The organism is Kocuria rhizosphaerae (assembly GCF_044462265.1).
Classification (GTDB): domain Bacteria; phylum Actinomycetota; class Actinomycetes; order Actinomycetales; family Micrococcaceae; genus Kocuria; species Kocuria rhizosphaerae.
Genome location: NZ_JBISWL010000069.1, coordinates 83,205 through 101,383, shown reverse-complemented (window position 1 = coordinate 101,383; position 18,179 = coordinate 83,205). Strand labels below are relative to the sequence as shown.

General features: G+C 73.7%; 18 protein-coding genes. All 18 read left to right on the top strand.

Features of this window, described 5'->3' with window-relative positions:
• Positions 1–160: 160 nt before the first annotated feature.
• Positions 161–925 carry an aquaporin gene (locus tag ACH9EU_RS08030; RefSeq protein WP_396413452.1) on the top strand — a complete coding sequence of 255 codons (765 nt, stop codon included), beginning with the start codon at positions 161–163 and terminating at the stop codon, positions 923–925.
• A 90-nt stretch (positions 926–1,015) separates the two neighbouring features.
• Entirely contained in the window at positions 1,016–2,539 is a 1,524-nt protein-coding gene (gene glpK / locus ACH9EU_RS08025) for a glycerol kinase GlpK (RefSeq protein ID WP_396413415.1), read from the top strand.
• Positions 2,540–2,923: 384 nt separating this feature from the next.
• Entirely contained in the window at positions 2,924–3,556 is a 633-nt protein-coding gene (gene rpsD, locus ACH9EU_RS08020; protein WP_396413414.1) for a 30S ribosomal protein S4, read from the top strand.
• A 196-nt stretch (positions 3,557–3,752) separates the two neighbouring features.
• Entirely contained in the window at positions 3,753–4,196 is a 444-nt protein-coding gene (locus tag ACH9EU_RS08015; RefSeq protein WP_396413413.1) for a DUF948 domain-containing protein, read from the top strand.
• A complete protein-coding gene (locus tag ACH9EU_RS08010; protein WP_396413412.1) occupies positions 4,193–4,552 on the top strand; it encodes a hypothetical protein in 360 nt (119 codons plus the stop codon). Before ACH9EU_RS08015 ends, ACH9EU_RS08010 begins: the two co-directional genes overlap by 4 nt.
• On the top strand, positions 4,552–7,248 hold the full coding sequence (alaS, locus tag ACH9EU_RS08005) for an alanine--tRNA ligase (protein WP_396413411.1): 2,697 nt from the start codon (positions 4,552–4,554) through the stop codon (positions 7,246–7,248). The genes ACH9EU_RS08010 and alaS overlap by 1 nt, the downstream gene beginning before the upstream one ends.
• Positions 7,245–7,919 (top strand): Holliday junction resolvase RuvX, encoded by a 675-nt coding sequence (gene ruvX, locus ACH9EU_RS08000; RefSeq protein ID WP_396413410.1) that lies wholly within the window; start codon positions 7,245–7,247, stop codon positions 7,917–7,919. Before alaS ends, ruvX begins: the two co-directional genes overlap by 4 nt.
• Positions 7,916–9,145 carry an endolytic transglycosylase MltG gene (gene mltG, locus ACH9EU_RS07995; RefSeq protein ID WP_396413409.1) on the top strand — a complete coding sequence of 410 codons (1,230 nt, stop codon included), beginning with the start codon at positions 7,916–7,918 and terminating at the stop codon, positions 9,143–9,145. The genes ruvX and mltG overlap by 4 nt, the downstream gene beginning before the upstream one ends.
• Positions 9,142–10,029 carry a shikimate dehydrogenase gene (locus ACH9EU_RS07990; RefSeq protein WP_396413408.1) on the top strand — a complete coding sequence of 296 codons (888 nt, stop codon included), beginning with the start codon at positions 9,142–9,144 and terminating at the stop codon, positions 10,027–10,029. The genes mltG and ACH9EU_RS07990 overlap by 4 nt, the downstream gene beginning before the upstream one ends.
• Before the next feature lie 67 nt (positions 10,030–10,096).
• Positions 10,097–11,404, top strand: coding sequence for a chorismate synthase (gene aroC, locus ACH9EU_RS07985; RefSeq protein ID WP_396413407.1), 1,308 nt, complete (start codon positions 10,097–10,099; stop codon positions 11,402–11,404).
• Positions 11,401–12,042 (top strand): shikimate kinase, encoded by a 642-nt coding sequence (locus ACH9EU_RS07980; protein WP_396413406.1) that lies wholly within the window; start codon positions 11,401–11,403, stop codon positions 12,040–12,042. The genes aroC and ACH9EU_RS07980 overlap by 4 nt, the downstream gene beginning before the upstream one ends.
• Positions 12,039–13,154 carry a 3-dehydroquinate synthase gene (gene aroB / locus ACH9EU_RS07975; protein ID WP_396413405.1) on the top strand — a complete coding sequence of 372 codons (1,116 nt, stop codon included), beginning with the start codon at positions 12,039–12,041 and terminating at the stop codon, positions 13,152–13,154. Before ACH9EU_RS07980 ends, aroB begins: the two co-directional genes overlap by 4 nt.
• 76 nt (positions 13,155–13,230) lie before the next feature.
• Positions 13,231–13,794 carry an elongation factor P gene (gene efp, locus ACH9EU_RS07970; RefSeq protein ID WP_396413404.1) on the top strand — a complete coding sequence of 188 codons (564 nt, stop codon included), beginning with the start codon at positions 13,231–13,233 and terminating at the stop codon, positions 13,792–13,794.
• A complete protein-coding gene (gene nusB, locus ACH9EU_RS07965; protein ID WP_396413403.1) occupies positions 13,791–14,201 on the top strand; it encodes a transcription antitermination factor NusB in 411 nt (136 codons plus the stop codon). Before efp ends, nusB begins: the two co-directional genes overlap by 4 nt.
• 152 nt (positions 14,202–14,353) lie before the next feature.
• Positions 14,354–15,382 (top strand): ATP-binding cassette domain-containing protein, encoded by a 1,029-nt coding sequence (locus tag ACH9EU_RS07960; RefSeq protein WP_396413402.1) that lies wholly within the window; start codon positions 14,354–14,356, stop codon positions 15,380–15,382.
• Positions 15,372–16,160: an ABC transporter permease gene (locus tag ACH9EU_RS07955; protein WP_396413401.1), complete on the top strand. Its 789-nt coding sequence runs from the start codon at positions 15,372–15,374 to the stop codon at positions 16,158–16,160. Before ACH9EU_RS07960 ends, ACH9EU_RS07955 begins: the two co-directional genes overlap by 11 nt.
• Before the next feature lie 121 nt (positions 16,161–16,281).
• Positions 16,282–16,812, top strand: a complete 531-nt coding sequence (locus tag ACH9EU_RS07950; RefSeq protein WP_396413400.1) for a VOC family protein — start codon at positions 16,282–16,284, stop codon at positions 16,810–16,812.
• Positions 16,809–18,065, top strand: a complete 1,257-nt coding sequence (locus tag ACH9EU_RS07945; RefSeq protein ID WP_396413399.1) for a luciferase domain-containing protein — start codon at positions 16,809–16,811, stop codon at positions 18,063–18,065. Before ACH9EU_RS07950 ends, ACH9EU_RS07945 begins: the two co-directional genes overlap by 4 nt.
• Positions 18,066–18,179: the final 114 nt, after the last annotated feature.

The following is an 18,179-nucleotide window of genomic DNA, read 5'->3' as shown; positions in this document are numbered from 1 at the left end:
CCCCCGGCCCACCACACCCCCGGCCCAGCACATCCCCCGGGCCGTCCGCGGACGGACGTTCCGTCCGCGTGACCACCCCTGCGCTCCGTGCTGCCCGCAGGCGGTCCGCCATGCCCACCCGACCCGAGGAGCAACCGTGTCCACCACGACCCACCTGCTGATGCAGACGCTCGAATCCGAACCCGTCTCCCTGACCACCGTCTTCTTCTCCGAGGTCGCCGGAACCGCCATGCTGCTCCTGCTCGGCTGCGGCGTGGTCGCCAACGCCGTGCTCCCCAGGACGAAGGGACTCGGCGGCGGCTTCCTGATGATCAACTTCGGCTGGGGCCTGGCGGTCTTCGCCGGCGTGTACGTCGGCTGGCGGTCCGGGGCCCACATCAATCCCGCGGTCACCGTGGGCCTGTGGGCCAGCGGCGCCGAGGAGTACGCCCCCGGGATCGCAGTCGCCGCCCTCAGTACTCTCGTGTACTTCGCGGGCCAGGTCCTCGGCGCCTTCCTGGGCGCGGTGCTCGCCTTCCTGGCCTACAAGAAGCACTTCGAGGAGGAGGCCGACGGCGAGGTCAAGCTCGCCGTGTTCTCCACGGGGCCGGCCGTCCGGTCCTACGGCTGGAACGTCGTGACCGAGGTCATCGGCACCTTCGTCCTCGTGGCGGTGATCCTGCTCTTCGGGAACACCCCCTCGCAGCTGGGTCCGCTGGCCGTGGCCCTGCTGGTCGTCGGCATCGGCGCGAGCCTGGGCGGGCCCACGGGCTACGCGATCAACCCCGCCCGTGACCTCGGCCCTCGGATCGCCCACGCCCTGCTGCCCATCCGCGGCAAGGGGAGCAGCGACTGGTCCTACGCCTGGGTCCCGATCGTCGGCCCCCTCCTCGGCGCCGCCCTCGCCGGCGGTTTCTACCAGGTCTTCACGACCCCCGCGGCGTGACGCCGGATCCGCACCACCCCCGCGGCCCGGCGCCGTGATCCGCACCACACCCGATACGATGCGACACCACCACGAAGTGAGGAATCCCCGATGAGCACCGAACCGAAGTACGTCATGGCGATCGACCAGGGCACCACCAGCACCCGCGCGATCATCTTCGACAAGCAGGGCACCATCGTCGGCACCGGACAGCTGGAGCACGAGCAGATCTTCCCCCGTGCCGGCTGGGTCGAGCACGACCCGATGGAGATCTGGCTCAACGTCCGCAAGGTCGTCGCCGAGGCCGAGGCGAGCTCCGAGGTCAGTGCCCGGGACATCGCCGCCGTCGGCATCACCAACCAGCGCGAGACGACCGTGGTGTGGGACCGCACCACGGGGCAGCCGGTGCACAACGCCATCGTCTGGCAGGACACCCGCACCCAGGCGCTCGCCGACGAGCTCGCCGGAGACATCGGACCGGAGCGCTACAAGGACCGCGTGGGCCTTCCGCTGGCCAGCTACTTCTCCGGGCCCAAGGTCACCTGGATCCTCGACAACGTCGAGGGCGCCCGCGAGGCCGCCGAGCGCGGCGACCTCCTGATGGGCAACACCGACTCGTGGCTGGTCTGGAACATGACCGGCGGCGTGGACGGCGGGGTGCACGTCACCGACGTGACCAACGCCTCGCGCACGATGCTCATGAACCTCGACACCCTGGACTGGAACGAGGAGATCTGCGCGGACATGCGCATCCCGGTCTCGATGCTGCCCGAGATCCGCTCCTCCTCCGAGGTCTACGGCAAGGGCCGCACCCGCGGCTTCCTGAAGGACGTCCCCATCGCCGGCATCCTCGGGGACCAGCAGGCGGCCATGTTCGGGCAGGCCTGCTTCGAGAAGGGCATGGGCAAGAACACCTACGGCACGGGCAACTTCGTGCTGATGAACGTCGGCACCGAGGTCGTGGCCTCGAAGAACGGGCTGCTCAGCACCGTCTGCTACAAGATCGGCGACCAGGACGCCGTCTACGCCCTGGAGGGGGCCATCGCCGTCACGGGCTCCCTCGTGCAGTGGCTGCGGGACAACCTCGGCATCATCTCCGCCGCGCCCGAGGTCGAGGCGCTGGCCGCCTCGGTCGAGGACAACGGCGGGGCCTACTTCGTGCCCGCCTTCAGCGGCCTGTTCGCCCCGCACTGGCGCTCCGACGCCCGGGGAGCCCTGGTGGGCCTGACCCGCTACGTGAACAAGGGCCACATCGCCCGGGCGACCCTGGAGGCCACCGCCTACCAGTCCCGCGAGGTGGTCGAGGCGATGAACGCCGACTCCGGGGTGGACATCACCGAGCTGAAGGTCGACGGGGGCATGACCGCCAACGAGCTGCTCATGCAGTTCCAGGCGGACCAGCTCGGCGTGCCGGTGATCCGTCCGCGGATCACCGAGACCACGGCCCTCGGTGCGGCCTACGCCGCGGGGATCGCCGTCGGCTTCTGGTCCGGCACGGAGGAGGTGGCCGCGAACTGGGCCGAGGGCACCCGCTGGGAGCCCTCGGTGGAGGACGAGCGGCGGGAGAAGCTGTTCCGCAACTGGAAGAAGGCGGTCACGAAGTCCTTCGGCTGGGTCGACGAGGACGTGGACTGACCGCCCACCCCATGACGTGCCGCACGCCATGACGTGCCCCATCCCGTGAGATGGCGGAAGAGGGCCACAGGGCACCCCCGAGTGGCCCTCTTCCGCCATCTCGGCGCAGGGTGTCGGCGCGGGCGGCGCGAGGCGGCGCGGGGAGCGCGGGGCGGCGCGGGCACGCTATACTGGGACGTCGGCCGGCAAGGCCCGTGCTCCCGCACGCCCGGCGCACCGCCTCAACCACGGTGCACGGCGCGCGGTCACGGCGCTTGCAGGAACAGAGGATTGCGGCTGATCCTCACCTCTCCGGCGGGACCGATCCCGTCCACGGAGGCCGGACCGGACAGAACACGCCCGCCCCGCGCGCCGGGGCGGAGCACCGCATTGTGAAAGGTAAACGTGGCTAACAACACGCGTGCGCGCCGTCAGGTGCGCAAGTCCCGCGCCCTCGGGATCGCCCTGACCCCGAAGGCCGAGAAGTACTTCGAGCGCCGTCCCTACGGCCCCGGCGAGCACGGCCGTGCCCGCCGGAAGGCCGACTCGGACTACGCCGTCCGCCTGCGCGAGAAGCAGCGTCTCCGCGCGCAGTACAACATCCGCGAGAAGCAGATGCACATCGCCTACGTCGAGGCCAAGCGCCAGGAGGGGCAGACCGGTGAGAACCTGGTCGCCCTGCTGGAGTCCCGGCTCGACGCGCTGGTGCTGCGCTCCGGCTTCGCCCGGACCATGGCCCAGGCCCGCCAGATGGTCGTGCACCGCCACATCATGGTGGACGGCCAGCGGGTGGACCGCCCCTCGTTCCGCGTGAAGGAGGGCCAGCTGATCCACGTGCACCCGCGCTCGGAGAAGATGGCCCCGTTCCAGGTCGCCGCCGCCGGTGCGCACCAGTCGGTGCTGCCGGACACCCCGGGCTACCTCGACGTGCAGATCGAGAAGCTGCAGGCCAAGCTCGTCCGCAGGCCCAAGCGCGCCGAGGTCCCCGTGACCTGCGAGGAGCAGCTCGTGGTGGAGTACTACGCCCGCATGGCCTGATCCCTGCGGGCACCTGCCCCGGAGCACCGGGAGCAGGGCCTTCCCGGCGGAAGAGCCCGCGGCGCCCGCGCCGCGGGCTCTTGCGTTGGGTACAGTTGTTCCCCGGGCGCCGCGCCGGTGCCCGTCCCCGCACGGCCGGCACGGTGGGACCGTCCCGGCCGGCCCCCGACCCGACCAGCAAGGAGCGCACCGCCCCATGACCGGTGGAGAAATCGCAGGACTGCTCGCCGCGGGGGTGTTCGCCGTGCTGGTGGCACTGCTCGCCGTGCCGATCCTCAAGCTCGGGAAGGTCTTCGACGAGCTGCGGCTGACGATCCGCTCGCTCAACAACGAGACGGTGCCGCTGATCGACGAGGTCACCCGCACCGTGTCGACCACCAACTCCCAGCTGGAGAAGGTGGACGGGATCACGACCAACGTCTCCGACGCCTCCGCGAACGTCTCCGCGCTGTCCTCGCTGGTCGCCTCGACCGTGGGACAGCCCCTGATCAAGGTCGCGGCCTTCTCCCACGGGCTGCGCCGGGCGTTCGGCACCACGAGCGGCGGGGCCCACCGCGCCGACCGCTTCGGCGCGGCCGGCCACGACACGCCCGGCGCCGCACCGACCGGACCGGACGCGGCGGGGGAGGCCCGGCCATGAGCTTCTGGGGCAGGCTCGCCCTCGTGGCCGCCGGCGCCGCGATCGGCGCCGCCGCGACCCGGATCTCCCGGACCCCGGGCGGGGACCTCGCCGTGCGCCAGGAGGCCCCCGCCCGGGCGCCGCGCCCCGGGGACTGGCGCTCCCGCCTCTACCGCTTCGCCGCGACCGTGCGGGCGGGCATGGACGAGCGGGAGGCCGAGCTGCGGGCCTCGTTCGGCGTGTCCGCGCCCCGGCCCGCGCGAGCACGGCTGGACTCGCCCGGGACCGGCCCGCAGGTGCTGGACGGCACCGCCGGCACGCCCCGCGGCGAGACGCCCACCGACCCCTCGACCGACCGCGAAGGAAAGCACCGGTAATGCTGTCTCAGGAAATCACCAAGCGCTGGCTGGACTACTTCGAGGGCCAGGGCCACACCGTGGTGCCCTCCGCCTCGCTGGTCTCCGCCCAGCCGGGCTCGATGTTCACCATCGCCGGCATGGTGCCGTTCATCCCGTACTTCCTCGGCCAGGAGACCCCGCCCTACCGTCGGGCGACCTCCATCCAGAAGTGCATCCGCACGCTCGACATCGACGAGGTCGGCAGGACCGCCCGGCACGGCACCTTCTTCCAGATGGCCGGCAACTTCTCCTTCGGCGACTACTTCAAGGAGAAGGCCATCCCCATGGCCTGGGAGCTGCTCACCTCACCCGTGTCCGGGGGCGGCTTCGGCCTCGACCCGGAGCGGCTGTGGGTGACCGTCTACGAGGGCGACGAGGAGTCCTACGCCCTGTGGCGGGACACCGTGGGCGTGCCCGTCGAGCGGATCCAGCGCATGGGCCGGGACGAGAACTACTGGGACACCGGCCAGCCCGGCCCCGCAGGCCCCGACTCCGAGATCTTCTACGACCGCGGCCCCCGCTACGGCCGCGAGGGCGGTCCGGCCGTCGACGACGACCGGTACATCGAGATCTGGAACCTCGTGTTCATGCAGTACCAGCGCGGCGAGGGCTCGGGCAAGGACTACGAGATCCTCGGCGACCTGCCCGAGAAGAACATCGACACGGGCCTCGGCGTGGAGCGCCTGGCCATGCTCCTGCAGGGCGTGGAGAACTTCTACGAGACCGACCAGGTCCGCCCCGTCCTCGACCGGGCGGCCGAACTGGCCGGGAAGACCTACCGCGGCACGGAGAAGCCCGGCGAGGAGGGCTACGACGACGACGTGCGCCTGCGCGTGGTCGCCGACCACGTCCGCTCCTCCCTGATGCTCATCGCCGACGGCGTGAGCCCGTCCAACGAGGGCCGCGGCTACATCCTGCGCCGCCTGATGCGCCGCGCCATCCGGGCCATGCGGCTCATGGGCGTCACCGAGCCCTGCCTGCCCGTCCTGCTGCCGGTCTCCCGGGACGCCATGTCCGGGGTCTACCCGTACGTTGCCGCGGACTACGAGCGGATCTCCCGCATCGCCTACGCCGAGGAGAGGTCGTTCCTGAAGACGATCGAGTCCGGGACCACCCGGCTCGACGAGGCCGTGCGGGCCGCCCGCGGCCAGGGCCGGCCCCTGTCCGGGTCCGAGGCCTTCGCCCTGCACGACACCTACGGCTTCCCGATCGACCTGACCCTCGAGATGGCCGCCGAGGCCGGGGTGCGGGTCGACGAGACGGCCTTCCGCGGCCTCATGGAGGAGCAGCGCCGCCGGGCGCAGGAGGACGCCCGGGCCAAGAAGGGCTCCCACGCCGACCTCTCCGTGTTCCGCCGGCTGCTCGAGGAGGGCGGCTCGGTCTTCACGGGCTACACCGACCTGGGCGCGGAGACCGTCCTGCGCGCCGTCCTGCGCGCCGGCGTGACGGTCCCGGCCGCCTCCGCCGGCGAGCACGTGGAGGTCGTGCTCGACGAGACGCCGTTCTACGCCGAGGCCGGCGGCCAGGCGGCCGACCGCGGCACCGTCACCGGCAACGGGTTCGTCCTCGACGTCCTCGACGTGCAGCAGCCGGTCAAGGGCCTGTCCGTGCACAAGGCGGTGGTGCGCGAGGGCGAGGCGGTCGCCGGCAGCACCGTGTTCGCGCAGGTGGACGTCGCCCGGCGCCGAGCCGCCGAGGCCGCGCACTCCGGAACCCACATCGTCCACGCCGCCCTGCACGACGTCCTGGGCCCCGAGGCCGTCCAGCGCGGCTCCTTCAACAAGGAGGGCTACCTGCGCTTCGACTTCGCGTGGGGCGAGGGTCTCGGCGAGTCGCAGCGCCAGGAGGTCGAGGAGCTCTCCAACGCGGTGATCCACCAGAACTTCGAGGTCGTCACCCAGGAGATGGCCCTCGCCGAGGCGAAGGCGATGGGCGCGATGTCCCTGTTCGGGGAGAAGTACGGGGACCGGGTCCGCGTGGTGGAGATGAACGGCCCGTGGTCCCGCGAACTGTGCGGTGGCACCCACGTGGGCGCGACCGCTCAGATCGGCTCGCTGACCCTGCTCAGCGAGCAGTCGGTCGGCTCCGGCAACCGCCGCGTCGAGGCGCTCGTCGGCCTGGACGCGTTCCGCCACCTGGCCGCCGAGCGCACGCTCGTCCACCAGCTCACCGACATGCTGAAGGTGCAGAGCTCCGCGGAGCTGCCCGAGCGCGTGGCCACCACGCTCGAGAGGCTCAAGTCCGCGGAGAAGGAGCTCGCCGGCCTGCGCCGGGAGCGGCTCCAGGCCCAGGCCGGCGCCCTGCTGGAGCAGGCACGGCAGGTCGGTCAGGTCACGGCCCTCGTGCACGACGCCGGGGAGGTCTCCGGCGCCGACGACGTGCGCTCCCTGGCCCTGGACCTGCGCGGACGCCTCGGCGCCGCCGCCGCGGTCGTCGCCGTGGCCGGCGTGGCCAAGGGTCGTCCCCTCGTCCTCGTGGCCACGACCGAGCGCGCCCGGGAGGCCGGGGTGAGGGCCGGGCAGCTCGTGCGCACCGCCGCCAAGGTCCTCGGCGGCGGGGGCGGCGGCAAGGACGACATCGCCCAGGGCGGTGGGCAGGACCCGTCGCAGATCGGCGCCGCGCTGGACGCCGTCCTCGCGGACGTCGCCCGGGCGACGGGCGGCGCCGCCGCGTGAGCGAGGAGTTCGTCAGGGGCCGCCGGATGGGCGTCGACGTCGGGCAGGTCCGTGTGGGACTGGCCCTGAGCGACCCCGACGGCATCCTCGCCACCCCGCTGACCACGCTGCGGCGGGACCCGAAGAAGGGCTTCGACGTGAAGCTGCTGGCCGGACTGGTCCGGGAGCACGACGTCGTCGCCGTCTACGTCGGACTGCCCCGCAGCCTCGACGGCGGCGAGAACGCCTCGACCGGCATGGCGCGCGACTACGCCGCCGCCCTCGTGCGCAGGCTCCGTGCCAAGGGCTCGGGCGTGCGCGTCCGGCTCGTCGACGAGAGGCTGACCACCGTCGACGCGCACCGGTCCCTGCTGGAGGCCGGGGTGTCCCGGCGCGACCACAAGGACAAGGTCGACCAGGTCGCCGCCGCCACCATCCTGCAGAGCGCCGTGGACCGCGGGCGGGCCACCGGGACGGAGCCCGGCGCGCCGGTGGATCCGTCCGCCCCCGGCCCGGGGACCCCCGGCGTCGGCCATAATGGGGGAGAACCCGACGCGGACGGTCTGGTCGCGGAGCGCCGCGGGGGGCGGTCCACCGACACCGAGGGCGCCGCCGAGGACTCCGCCCGAGCGCCCGACCGGGCGCGGACGGCACCGCCTACGACCACCGATCCGGACGGAGAGCATTCGTGAGCGACGACCCGTACGACCAGTCGGCCCCCCGCCGCCCCGACCCCCCGCGCGAGCCCTCCGGCACCGCCGGCGGCCTGGGCAGCCTGCTGGACGAGCCGTCGTCGCGGGAGCCCGCCCACGGCCTGCGCGGCGTGTTCGAGCACGTGGAGCTGACCCCCGAGCAGATCAAGCGCCGGATGCGCCGCGGCCGGGTCTCGCTGACCACGGCGGTCGCCCTGTTCCTGCTGGCCGCCCTCATCACCGTGTCGGTGCTCGCCTCCACCTTCGGCTGGTTCGAGGTCCGCGACTACGGGGGCGAGGGCAAGGACCCCGTGACCTTCTCGGTCTCCGAGGGCGCCACGACCGGCCAGATCGCGGTGGCCCTCGAGCAGCAGGGCGTCGTGGCCGACGCCGGGACGTTCCTGGAGACCTACCAGGAGGAGCACGCCGAGGAGTTCATCCAGCCGGGCCAGTACGAGCTGCGCACGGAGATGAGCTCGGAGGCCGCCGTCGACGCGCTCATGGAGGAGGACGAGGCCACCCACTACGCGGCCGTCGCCCAGACCCTGCGCATGACCGAGGTCTTCGAGATCCTCAGCCGGTCCACCGGCATCCCGGTCTCGGAGTTCGAGGCCTACGAGGAGGACACGGAGACCTTCGGGATCCCCGACCGCTTCCCGACCCTCGAGGGGTGGCTCCACCCCGGGGAGTACCGCTTCGCCCTCGACGCCACGGCCGAGGACGTCCTCCAGGCCATGGTCGACCGCACGCGCACGACGCTGGAGGACAACGGGGTCACGGAACCCGACCAGCAGTTCGAGGTGCTGACGATCGGCTCGATCATCGAGTTCGAGGTCCAGCCGGAGCACTACGACATCGTGGCCGGCGCGATCGAGAACCGGCTCGAGAACCCCGAGGGGGAGACCTCCGGCTTCATCCAGTCCGACGCCTCCGTGACCTACGGGCTCGGGCGCAAGAGCTACGACTTCTCCGACGAGGAGCGCCGGGACACGTCGAACCCGTACAACACGTTCGCGAACCCCGGGCTGCCCGTGGGCCCGATCGGCTCCCCGGGCGACGCCGCGATCAAGGCCGCGGCCGACCCGCAGGACACCGGCTACTACTTCTGGGTGACGGTGAACCTGGAGACCGGCGAGACCAAGTTCGCCGAGACCTATGCGGAGCACCTGGAGAACGTGGAGGAGTACAACCAGTGGTGCAGCGAGAACGAGGGCAGGTGCGGATGAGCCGCGCGCGGGCGGCCGTGGTGGGCCACCCCATCGGTCACTCCCGGTCGCCGGACCTGCACCGCGCCGCCTACGAGGTGCTCGGCGAGGCCATCGACTACGGCGCCCACGACCTGCTCGAGGAGCAGCTCCCGCCGTTCGTGGACGCCCGGCGCGGGGACCCGGCGTGGCGGGGGCTGTCCGTGACGATGCCCCTGAAGTCCGTGGCGGCCGCGTGCGCCGACGAGCTCACCGGGCTCGCCCGGGCCGTCGGTGTGGTCAACACCCTGGTCTTCCGTCCGGACGGGAGCCTGCTCGGGCACAACACGGACGTCTCCGGCATCGTGGGGGCCGTCCTCGCGGCCGGGTCCGTGCCCGCCGCCCCCACGGCGGCGGTGCTGGGCGGCGGCGGCACGGCGACCGCGGCCGTCGCCGCGGCGCAGCGGCTGGGCGCCGGTGCCGTCGACGTCTTCGTCCGCGCCGCCTCCCGGGCCGGGCGCGCGGAGGAGGCAGGGCGGCAGCTGGGCGTGCCGGTGCGGCTGCGCGCGTGGGACGAGGCCCCGGGGGCCCTGGCCGGCTACGACGTGGTCGTCTCCACGCTTCCGCCCCACGGCGCGGACGAGCTCGCCGGCCGGTTCGCCGGCGGCCGCCCGGTCACGACCGGGGTGCTGCTGGACGCCGCCTATGACCCGTGGCCCTCCGCCGTCGCCCGGGCGTGGGCGCAGGCCGGGGGAGCGGTCGCACCGGGACTCGATATGCTGATCTTCCAGGCGGTGGACCAGATCCGCCTGTTCACCGGCCGCGGCCTGGGCGCACCCCTGCCCCGCGAGCAGGACGTGGTCACCGCGATGTGCACGGCGGTGGGGCGGCCCATCCGCGTCGTCCCGTCCCTGCCCCGCACCTGAGACCTGTCGGCAGGACGTGCTCCTCCCGGGCCGCCTGCCGCCGAGAACCCGAACGGAAAGAGTTGTTATGTTGCGTTGGCTCACGGCCGGCGAGTCACACGGCGAGGCGCTCGTCGGGATCATCGAGGGCGTTCCCGCGGGCGTGTCCCTGTCCAGTCAGGACGTCCGCGACGCCCTGGCCCGCCGCCGCCTGGGCTACGGCCGGGGGGCGCGCATGAAGTTCGAGCAGGACGAGGTGCGCCTGCTCGGCGGCGTGCGCCACGGCGTGACCCAGGGCGGACCCGTGGCCGTGGAGATCGCCAACACCGAGTGGCCCAAGTGGCGCGACGTCATGTCCGCCGACCCCGTGGACCCCGCGGTCCTGGAGGGGCGCGCCCGCAACGCGCCGCTGACCCGTCCCCGCCCCGGCCACGCCGACCTCACCGGGATGCAGAAGTACGGCTTCGACGAGGCCCGCCCGGTCCTGGAGCGCGCCAGCGCCCGGGAGACCGCCACGCGCGTGGCCCTCGGCGTCGTCGCCGCCAAGATCCTCGAGGCCGTGGGCGTGGAGCTCGTCTCCCACACCACGGCGGTGGGCACGGTCAGCGCGCCCGTCGACGCCGACCGGCCCCTTCCCTCGGACGTCGCCGCGCTCGACGCCGACCCCCTCCGGTGCTTCGACGCCGCCACCTCCGAGGCGATGGTCGCTGCCGTGGACGCCGCGCACAAGGACGGCGAGACCCTGGGCGGGGTCGTGGAGGTCCTCGCCTACGGGCTACCGCCGGGGCTGGGCTCGTACGTGCACTGGGACCGGCGCCTGGACTCCCGGCTGGCCGGAGCCCTCATGGGCATCCAGGCCATCAAGGGCGTCGAGGTGGGCGACGGGTTCCTGACCGCCACCCGCCCGGGGTCCGCGGCCCACGACGAGATCGCCCGCGGCGCCGACGGCGCCGTGCACCGGGCGAGCAACCGCGCCGGCGGGATCGAGGGCGGCATGTCCATCGGCGACGTGCTGCGTGTGCGCGCGGCCATGAAGCCCATCGCGACGGTGCCGAAGGCGCTGCGCACCGTGGACGTGTCCACCGGGGAGGCCGCCCGCGCCCACCACCAGCGCTCCGACGTCTGCGCCGTGCCGGCGGCCGGCGTCGTGGCCGAGGCGATGGTCGCCCTCGTGCTCGCGGACGCCGTCGTCGAGAAGTTCGGCGGTGACTCGATCGCGGAGACGGCCCGCAACAAGGCCGCCTACCTCGCGGCGGTCCCGGCCTCGCTGGTCTCCTCGGCCGAGCCCGTGGACGTCGAGGGGACGGTCGCCGAGATCGGCGCCGACGACCACATGGGCGACCCGCTGGTCGCCCCGCCCGAGAGCCCGGCCGGCTCCGAAGGAGGCCGCGCGTGAACGCCCAGTTCCCGGCCCCGGCCGACGCCGCGCCGGTGCCGCAGCGGCCCGTGGTCCTGATCGGTCCCATGGCCGCCGGCAAGTCCTTCCTGGCCCTGCACATGTCCAAGTTCTACGGCTACGACTTCGTGGACGCCGACCAGGTGATCGTCTCCCGCTACGGGGTGATCTCGAGGATCTTCAGCGAGCACGGCGAGAAGTACTTCCGGGACCTCGAGGCGGACACCATCGCGGAGGTGCTGCGCGATCCCGACCACGCCAACGCGATCTTCTCCGTGGGCGGGGGCGCGCCCATGACGCCCTCGGTGCGGGAGCTGCTGCGCCACGAGCTCGTCGCCTATCTCGAGGTGGACACCGAGACGGTGCTGCCCCGGATCAGCGGCAACCGGACCCGCCCCATGCTCCAGCCGGACCCGGAGCGGCGCTGGCAGGAGCTCTACGAGTCGCGGCGCGCCTGCTACGAGGAGCTCGCCGACATCACCCTCGACGGCACCCGCAACCGTCCCGTCGCCGAGATCGGCGCCGACCTCGAGGAGGCCCTCGTGCGGTTGCGCGCCGAGCGCGGGGGCGGAGGCGTCCCCGAGACCAACCAGCCCGAGACCACCCGGCCCGAGACCAACCAGGAGGTCCAGGCGTGAGCGATCCCGCACCCGGCACCGTCACCACCATTCCCGTCACCGGCGCCACCGCGGCCGAGGCCTACGACGTGCTCGTGGGCCACGGCCTGCTCGGGGAGGTTCCCCGCGTGCTCGGCGACCGCGTCCAGCGCGTGCTCGTCATCCACCCCCGGGCCCTGCGCAGCACCGGCGACGTGGTCATGGAGGAGCTCCGCGGCCAGGGCTACCAGGCGTTCACGGCGGAGATCCCCGACGCGGAGGAGGGCAAGCACATCCAGGTCGCGGCCTTCTGCTGGCAGGTCCTGGGGCAGAACGACTTCACCCGCTCCGACGCGGTCGTCTCCGTGGGCGGGGGAGCGGTCTCCGACCTCGCGGGCTTCGTGGCGGCCACGTGGCTGCGCGGGGTGCGCGTGGTCCACGTGCCCACCACGCTGCTCGGCATGGTCGACGCCGCCGTGGGCGGGAAGACCGGCATCAACACCGCCGAGGGCAAGAACCTCGTGGGCGCCTTCCACCCGCCGGCCGCCGTGCTGTGCGACCTCGACACCCTGCGCACGCTGCCCGTGAACGAGCTGCTCACGGGGATGGCGGAGGTCGTCAAGTGCGGCTTCATCGCCGACGAGCGGATCCTCGAGCTCATCGAGCAGCATCCGGAGGCCGTGCGGGACTCGCAGTCCGAGGTCGTCCGCGAGCTCGTCGAGCGCTCCGTGCGGGTGAAGGCGGAGGTCGTCTCGGGCGACCTGCGGGAGGCCGGGCGCCGGGAGATCCTCAACTACGGGCACACCCTGGGCCACGCCATCGAGCACAACGAGCGCTACCAGTGGCGCCACGGCGCCGCGGTGTCCGTGGGGATGGTGTTCGCCGCAGAGCTCGCCCGGACCGCCGGCAACCTCGGCGACGACGTCGTCGAGCGCCACCGCGCCGTCCTGGGCTCCCTCGGGCTGCCCACCGCGTACCGGTGGGACCAGTGGCCGCGGCTGCTGGAGGTCATGAAGCGGGACAAGAAGACCCGCGGGAACCTGCTGCGCTTCGTGGTCCTCGACGGCGTCGCCAGGCCGCGAATCATGGAGGTCCCCGACCCCGCCATCCTCTTCGCCACCTACCAGGAGATCGCCGAGGGCGCCCCCGGCTAGAATGGTCCGCGGTCCGGGACGAGACCCGCCTTCCGCACCGACCTGCCGACCACCCAGACCGACAGAGAGAGAACCTGTGGCTACCACCAACGACATCAAGAACGGCACCGTGCTCAAGCTCGAGGGCAACCTCTGGAACGTCATCGAGTTCCAGCACGTGAAGCCGGGCAAGGGCGGGGCGTTCGTGCGCACCAAGATGCGCAACATCACCTCCGGCAAGGTGGTCGACAAGACCTTCAACGCGGGCGCCAAGATCGAGACGGCCACCGTGGACCGCAGCGAGTACCAGTACCTGTACCAGGACGGCGCCGACTACGTCTTCATGGACACCAAGGACTACGACCAGATCACCGTCCCCGGTGAGGTCGTGGGGGACGCGGCGAACTTCCTGCTCGAGTCCATGACCGCCACCATCGCGATGCACGAGGGGGCCCCGCTCTACCTCGAGCTGCCGGCCTCCGTGGTCCTCGAGATCACCTACACCGAGCCGGGCCTGCAGGGCGACCGCTCCACGGGCGGCACCAAGCCCGCGACCGTGGAGACCGGCTACCAGATCCAGGTGCCGCTGTTCCTCGAACAGGGCACCAAGGTCAAGGTCGACACCCGCACGGGTGACTACCTGGGCCGCGTCAACGAGTGAGCGCCCGCGGCAAGGCGCGCCGCCGCGCCGTCGAGATCCTCTTCGAGGCGGAGCAGCGCCGCGAGGACGTCCGCGAGGTCATGGAGCGGCGCCGGCTGCACAGCGACTCGCTCGTCGCCCCGTACGCCGAGCAGCTCGTGCTCGGGGTGACGATGCGGCGGGGGGAGCTGGACGAGTACCTCGAGACCTACTCGCAGGGCTGGACCCTGGACCGGATGCCCGCCGTGGACCGCAACGTCCTGCGGGTCGGGGCCTGGGAGCTGCTGTTCAACGACGACGTCCCGGACGGCGTGGCCGTGGCCGAGGCCGTGTCCATCGCCAAGGAGTTCGCCGGTGACGACTCCCCGCGCTTCGTGAACGGCCTGCTGGGCCGCCTGCAGGAGATGAAGCCGACGCTGCTGGGCTGAGCCCGGACGCCGCCCCCACCCCGCTCCGCCCGTGCACCGCACCGGGCGAAGCGGGGTCCGTCGTTCCCGCCCGCCGTGGAGCCCGGCGGTCCGGGGCGGGACGGGCGCTACGATCCTGCCAGGAGGGCACGAGGAGCACCGGGAGGTCTGCCATGGCGGATCCCGCCGTCACCCTGCGGGACGTCTCGAAGCGCTACGGTCCCGTGAGCGCCGTCGACGGGGTGACGCTCGAGGTCGGGCGGGGGGAGGTCTACGCGCTGCTGGGGCTCAACGGCGCGGGCAAGACGACGCTGATGCGGATCCTGCTGGGCATGGTCCGCCCGGGCGGCGGGTCCGTGACCATCCTGGGCCGGGACGTCCGGGACCGGGCCGTGCGCGCCGAGATCGGCTACCTGGTGGAGACGGCGTCCGCCTACCCCGAGCTCACCGTGCGGGAGAACCTCGAGGTCGCCCGGCGCCTGCGCCGGGTCCCGCGGCGGGCCGCGGTGGAGGACGCCGTCGAGCTCTTCGGGCTCCGCGAGCACGCCGACCGCCGCGCCCGTGCGCTCTCGCTCGGCAACCTCCAGCGCCTGGCGCTGGCCCGGGCGACCCTGCACCGGCCCGCGCTGCTCGTCCTCGACGAGCCCGTCAACGGCCTGGACCCGGCCGGGGTGGTCGAGGTGCGCCTGCTCCTGGGCCGCCTGGCCCGCGAGCACGGCACCACGGTCCTGCTCTCGAGCCACATCCTCGGGGAGGTCGCCCGGGTGGCCACCCGGATCGGGATCCTGCACCGGGGCAGGCTCCTCGACGAGTTCGGGGCCTCCGGGCTCGCCGAGCGGGTCGAACGCCGCCTGGAGGTCACCACGCGCGACGACGCCGCGGCGGCGTCCGTGCTCCGGTCGGCGGGCCTCGCCGTGCACGAGCGGCGGGGGTCGCTCGTGCTGGCGGACGCCGCGGTGGTGGACCGGCCCGAGGAGGTGGCCGTGCGGCTCGTGCACGCCGGGGTGCCGCCCACCGGGATGACGGTGGTCCACGAGGACCTCGAGGCCTGGTTCCTGCGCCGCGTGGGCGCCGGCCCCACGGCGACGCCGGGCTCCGGCGCGGCCGCCCCGGGGGCCATCGGCCCGGGTGCGCCGTCCGCGGGTGCGCCGTCCGCGGGTGTGCCGTCCGCGGACGAGGAGGGGACCCGCCGTGGGCGGTGAGCCGGCCGCCGCACTGCGCGCCGAGTCGCTGAAGCTGCGCCGCTCCCGGGTGCCGTGGGCCACCGCCGGCGCCATGGTCCTCATGGCGCTCGTCGGGGCGTTCTTCATGTACGTGCTCCTCGACGTGGACCGCGCCCGGACGCTGGGCCTGCTGGGGGCCAAGGCCCAGTTCGCGGGCGGCGGCGCCGACTGGACCGGTCACCTGGCCCTGACCGCGCAGGCGGTGTCCGTGGGCGGGCTCGTGGTCTTCGGCACCGCCTCGATCTGGCTCTTCGGCCGGGAGTTCGCCGACCGGACCGTCACGGACCTGCTGGCCCTGCCGACGTCCCGGACCTCCGTGGTCGCCGCCAAGCTGGTCCTGGGGCTGGTCTGGTGCCTGGCGCTCACGGCGCTGCTGATCGGGCTCGTGCTCGGCCTGGGGGCGCTGCTCGGCCTGCCCGGGTGGTCGCCCGGGGTCGTCCTGCACGGGACCGGGACGATCCTGGCCGCAGGGCTGCTCACGGCGGTCCTGTCCGCCGGCTACGGGCTGGCCGCCAGCGTGGGACGCGGCTACCTCCCCGCCGTCGGCGTCCTGTTCGTCACCGTCCTGGCCGCCCAGGTCGTGGCGGCAGCGGGCCACGGGGCTTGGTTCCCCTGGGCGGTGCCGGCGGTGCTCGCCGGCACCGCCGGGCCCGAGCAGCCGGTCGGCTGGGCGGGGATCGCCTCGGTGCTCGTCGTGGGCGCGGGCTCCGCCGTGGTGACCGCGCTGTGGTGGGAGCGGGCGGACCACACCGGATAGAGGCCGCGGGCGTCTGCTTTACGGAGCAATAGTTGACACGGCAATAATATGGCGTCATCCTGGAGGCACGCCCACGAACGCCGCCGGGTCCTCTCCCGCCCGGCCGGACAGGAGGACCACCATGACCATCGACCCGATCCGGCTCAACCACGCCGTGCTCTTCGTCGCCGACCTCGAGCGCTCCCTCGGCTTCTACACGGGCGTCTTCGGAATGGAGGTGGTCGCGAGGGAACCCCGGGCGGCCGCCGCGTTCCTGCGCTCGCCCCGCTCCGGCAACCACCACGACCTCGGCCTGTTCGGGGTCGGCCCCGACGCCCCGCCCCGGCGCCGCGGCGGCATCGGGCTCTACCACCTGGCGTGGCAGCTCGACACGATCGACGAGCTGGCGGCGGCCCGCGAGGACCTCGTGCGGGCCGGGGCCTACACCGGGGAGTCCAGCCACGGCGCCACGAAGAGCGTCTACGGCGTCGACCCGGACGGCCACGAGTTCGAGATCATGTGGATGCTCCCGCGCGCGGAGTGGGGGGCCTGGGCGAGCGCCGCCCCGGTGGACGCCCTGGACCTGCGGGCCGAGCTCGAGCGCTGGTCCGGCGTGCGCACCGCGGGCGAGCTGTCCGGCACGACCACCGACCCCGGGCGGGGCCGGGCGTGAGCGTCTTCGCCCCGCCCGTCGTGGCGACCGCCGGCTCGGCGGACCCCCGCGCCCCCCTCGTGGTGCTGCTGCACGGGCGCGGCTCCCACGAGCGCGAGATCCTGTCCCTGGCCGCGCGGCTGCCGGAGGGCCCGGCGTACGCCGCCGTGCGCGCGCCCATCGCCGAGGGCGGCGGCTTCGCCTGGTTCGCGAACCGTGGCATCGGCCGCCCCGTCGCCGAGTCCCTGGCCGGGACCACGGCCTGGTTCCGCGCGTGGCTGGACGCCGCCGCGCCCCGGGGGCGCCCGGTGGTCCTCGTGGGCTTCAGCGGCGGGGCCGCCTTCGCCGGGGCGCTGCTGCTCCAGGACCCGGCCCGCTTCGCCGGCGCCGCGATCCTCCACGGCACCCTGCCCTTCGACGCCGGGGTGCCCACGACCCCGGCGCGGCTGGCCGGGACGCCCGTGTTCGTGGCGCAGGGGGAGCGGGACACGGTCATCCCCCGGGAGTTGCTGGACCGGACCTGGACCTATCTGACGGGCGAGTCCGGCGCGCCGTCCTGGGGCCGCCGCGACCCGGGCGGGCACGGCATCACCCCCGCCGCGCTGGGCGAGCTCGGCGGCTGGCTCCAGGAGCGGCTCGCCTTCCTCTCCCGCCGCGGCTCCCTCGCCCCGGAGGGGCAGGGTCGCGCCCGCTGGAGCGGCCTGCCCGGCGGTACGCTCCCCCCGCGCGCCGGGACCCGCCCCGCCGCGTCCTGGACCATCCCGCAGGAGCAGCTCACGGACAACGCCCCCGTTCCGCTGCAGGAGCGGCTGATCGCCCGGCTCGGCGCCCTGCCGGGGGTCGACGTCAGGCAGTCGGCCATCTCTGTCCCGGGCGCCCGCGGCCTGCTGCTGGGGCCCACGGCCCGGGGACCCCTGGACGCGTTCATCGTCCCGCCCGCCGGCGAGTTCGCCCACCAGCACCCCGCGCACGACGGCTCCCTGCACGTGGCCCTGCCGTCGGCGCTGGCCGCCGACGCGGTGGCCAAGGGCTGGGCGGTGGCCCACCCGCTCGCGGGCGTCCGGCTCGCCCCGGGCATGGTCCTGGTCTACGGCCCCCGCGACGACGCCGAGCTGGAGACGGTCGCCGGGATCGTCGCGAGCGCCCACGCCGTCGCCGCCGGGGCCGGCCCCACCGGGGACGGACCGGCCGGGGGCGGTCCGGCCCCGGAGGATTCCGGCGGGAGCGGATCCGGCGCGCCCGAGCCCGCCGGGAGGCCCGCCGCCGGGCGGTGACGGGCGGTCCCGCCGCTTCGGGGGAGGTCGGGATCACGTCCCCCGGAGGCGGGACGCGGGGTGCCGCTGTGCTATTTTGGGGCGAGCAAGCAACCTTTAAGTCCGTCCTGTGAG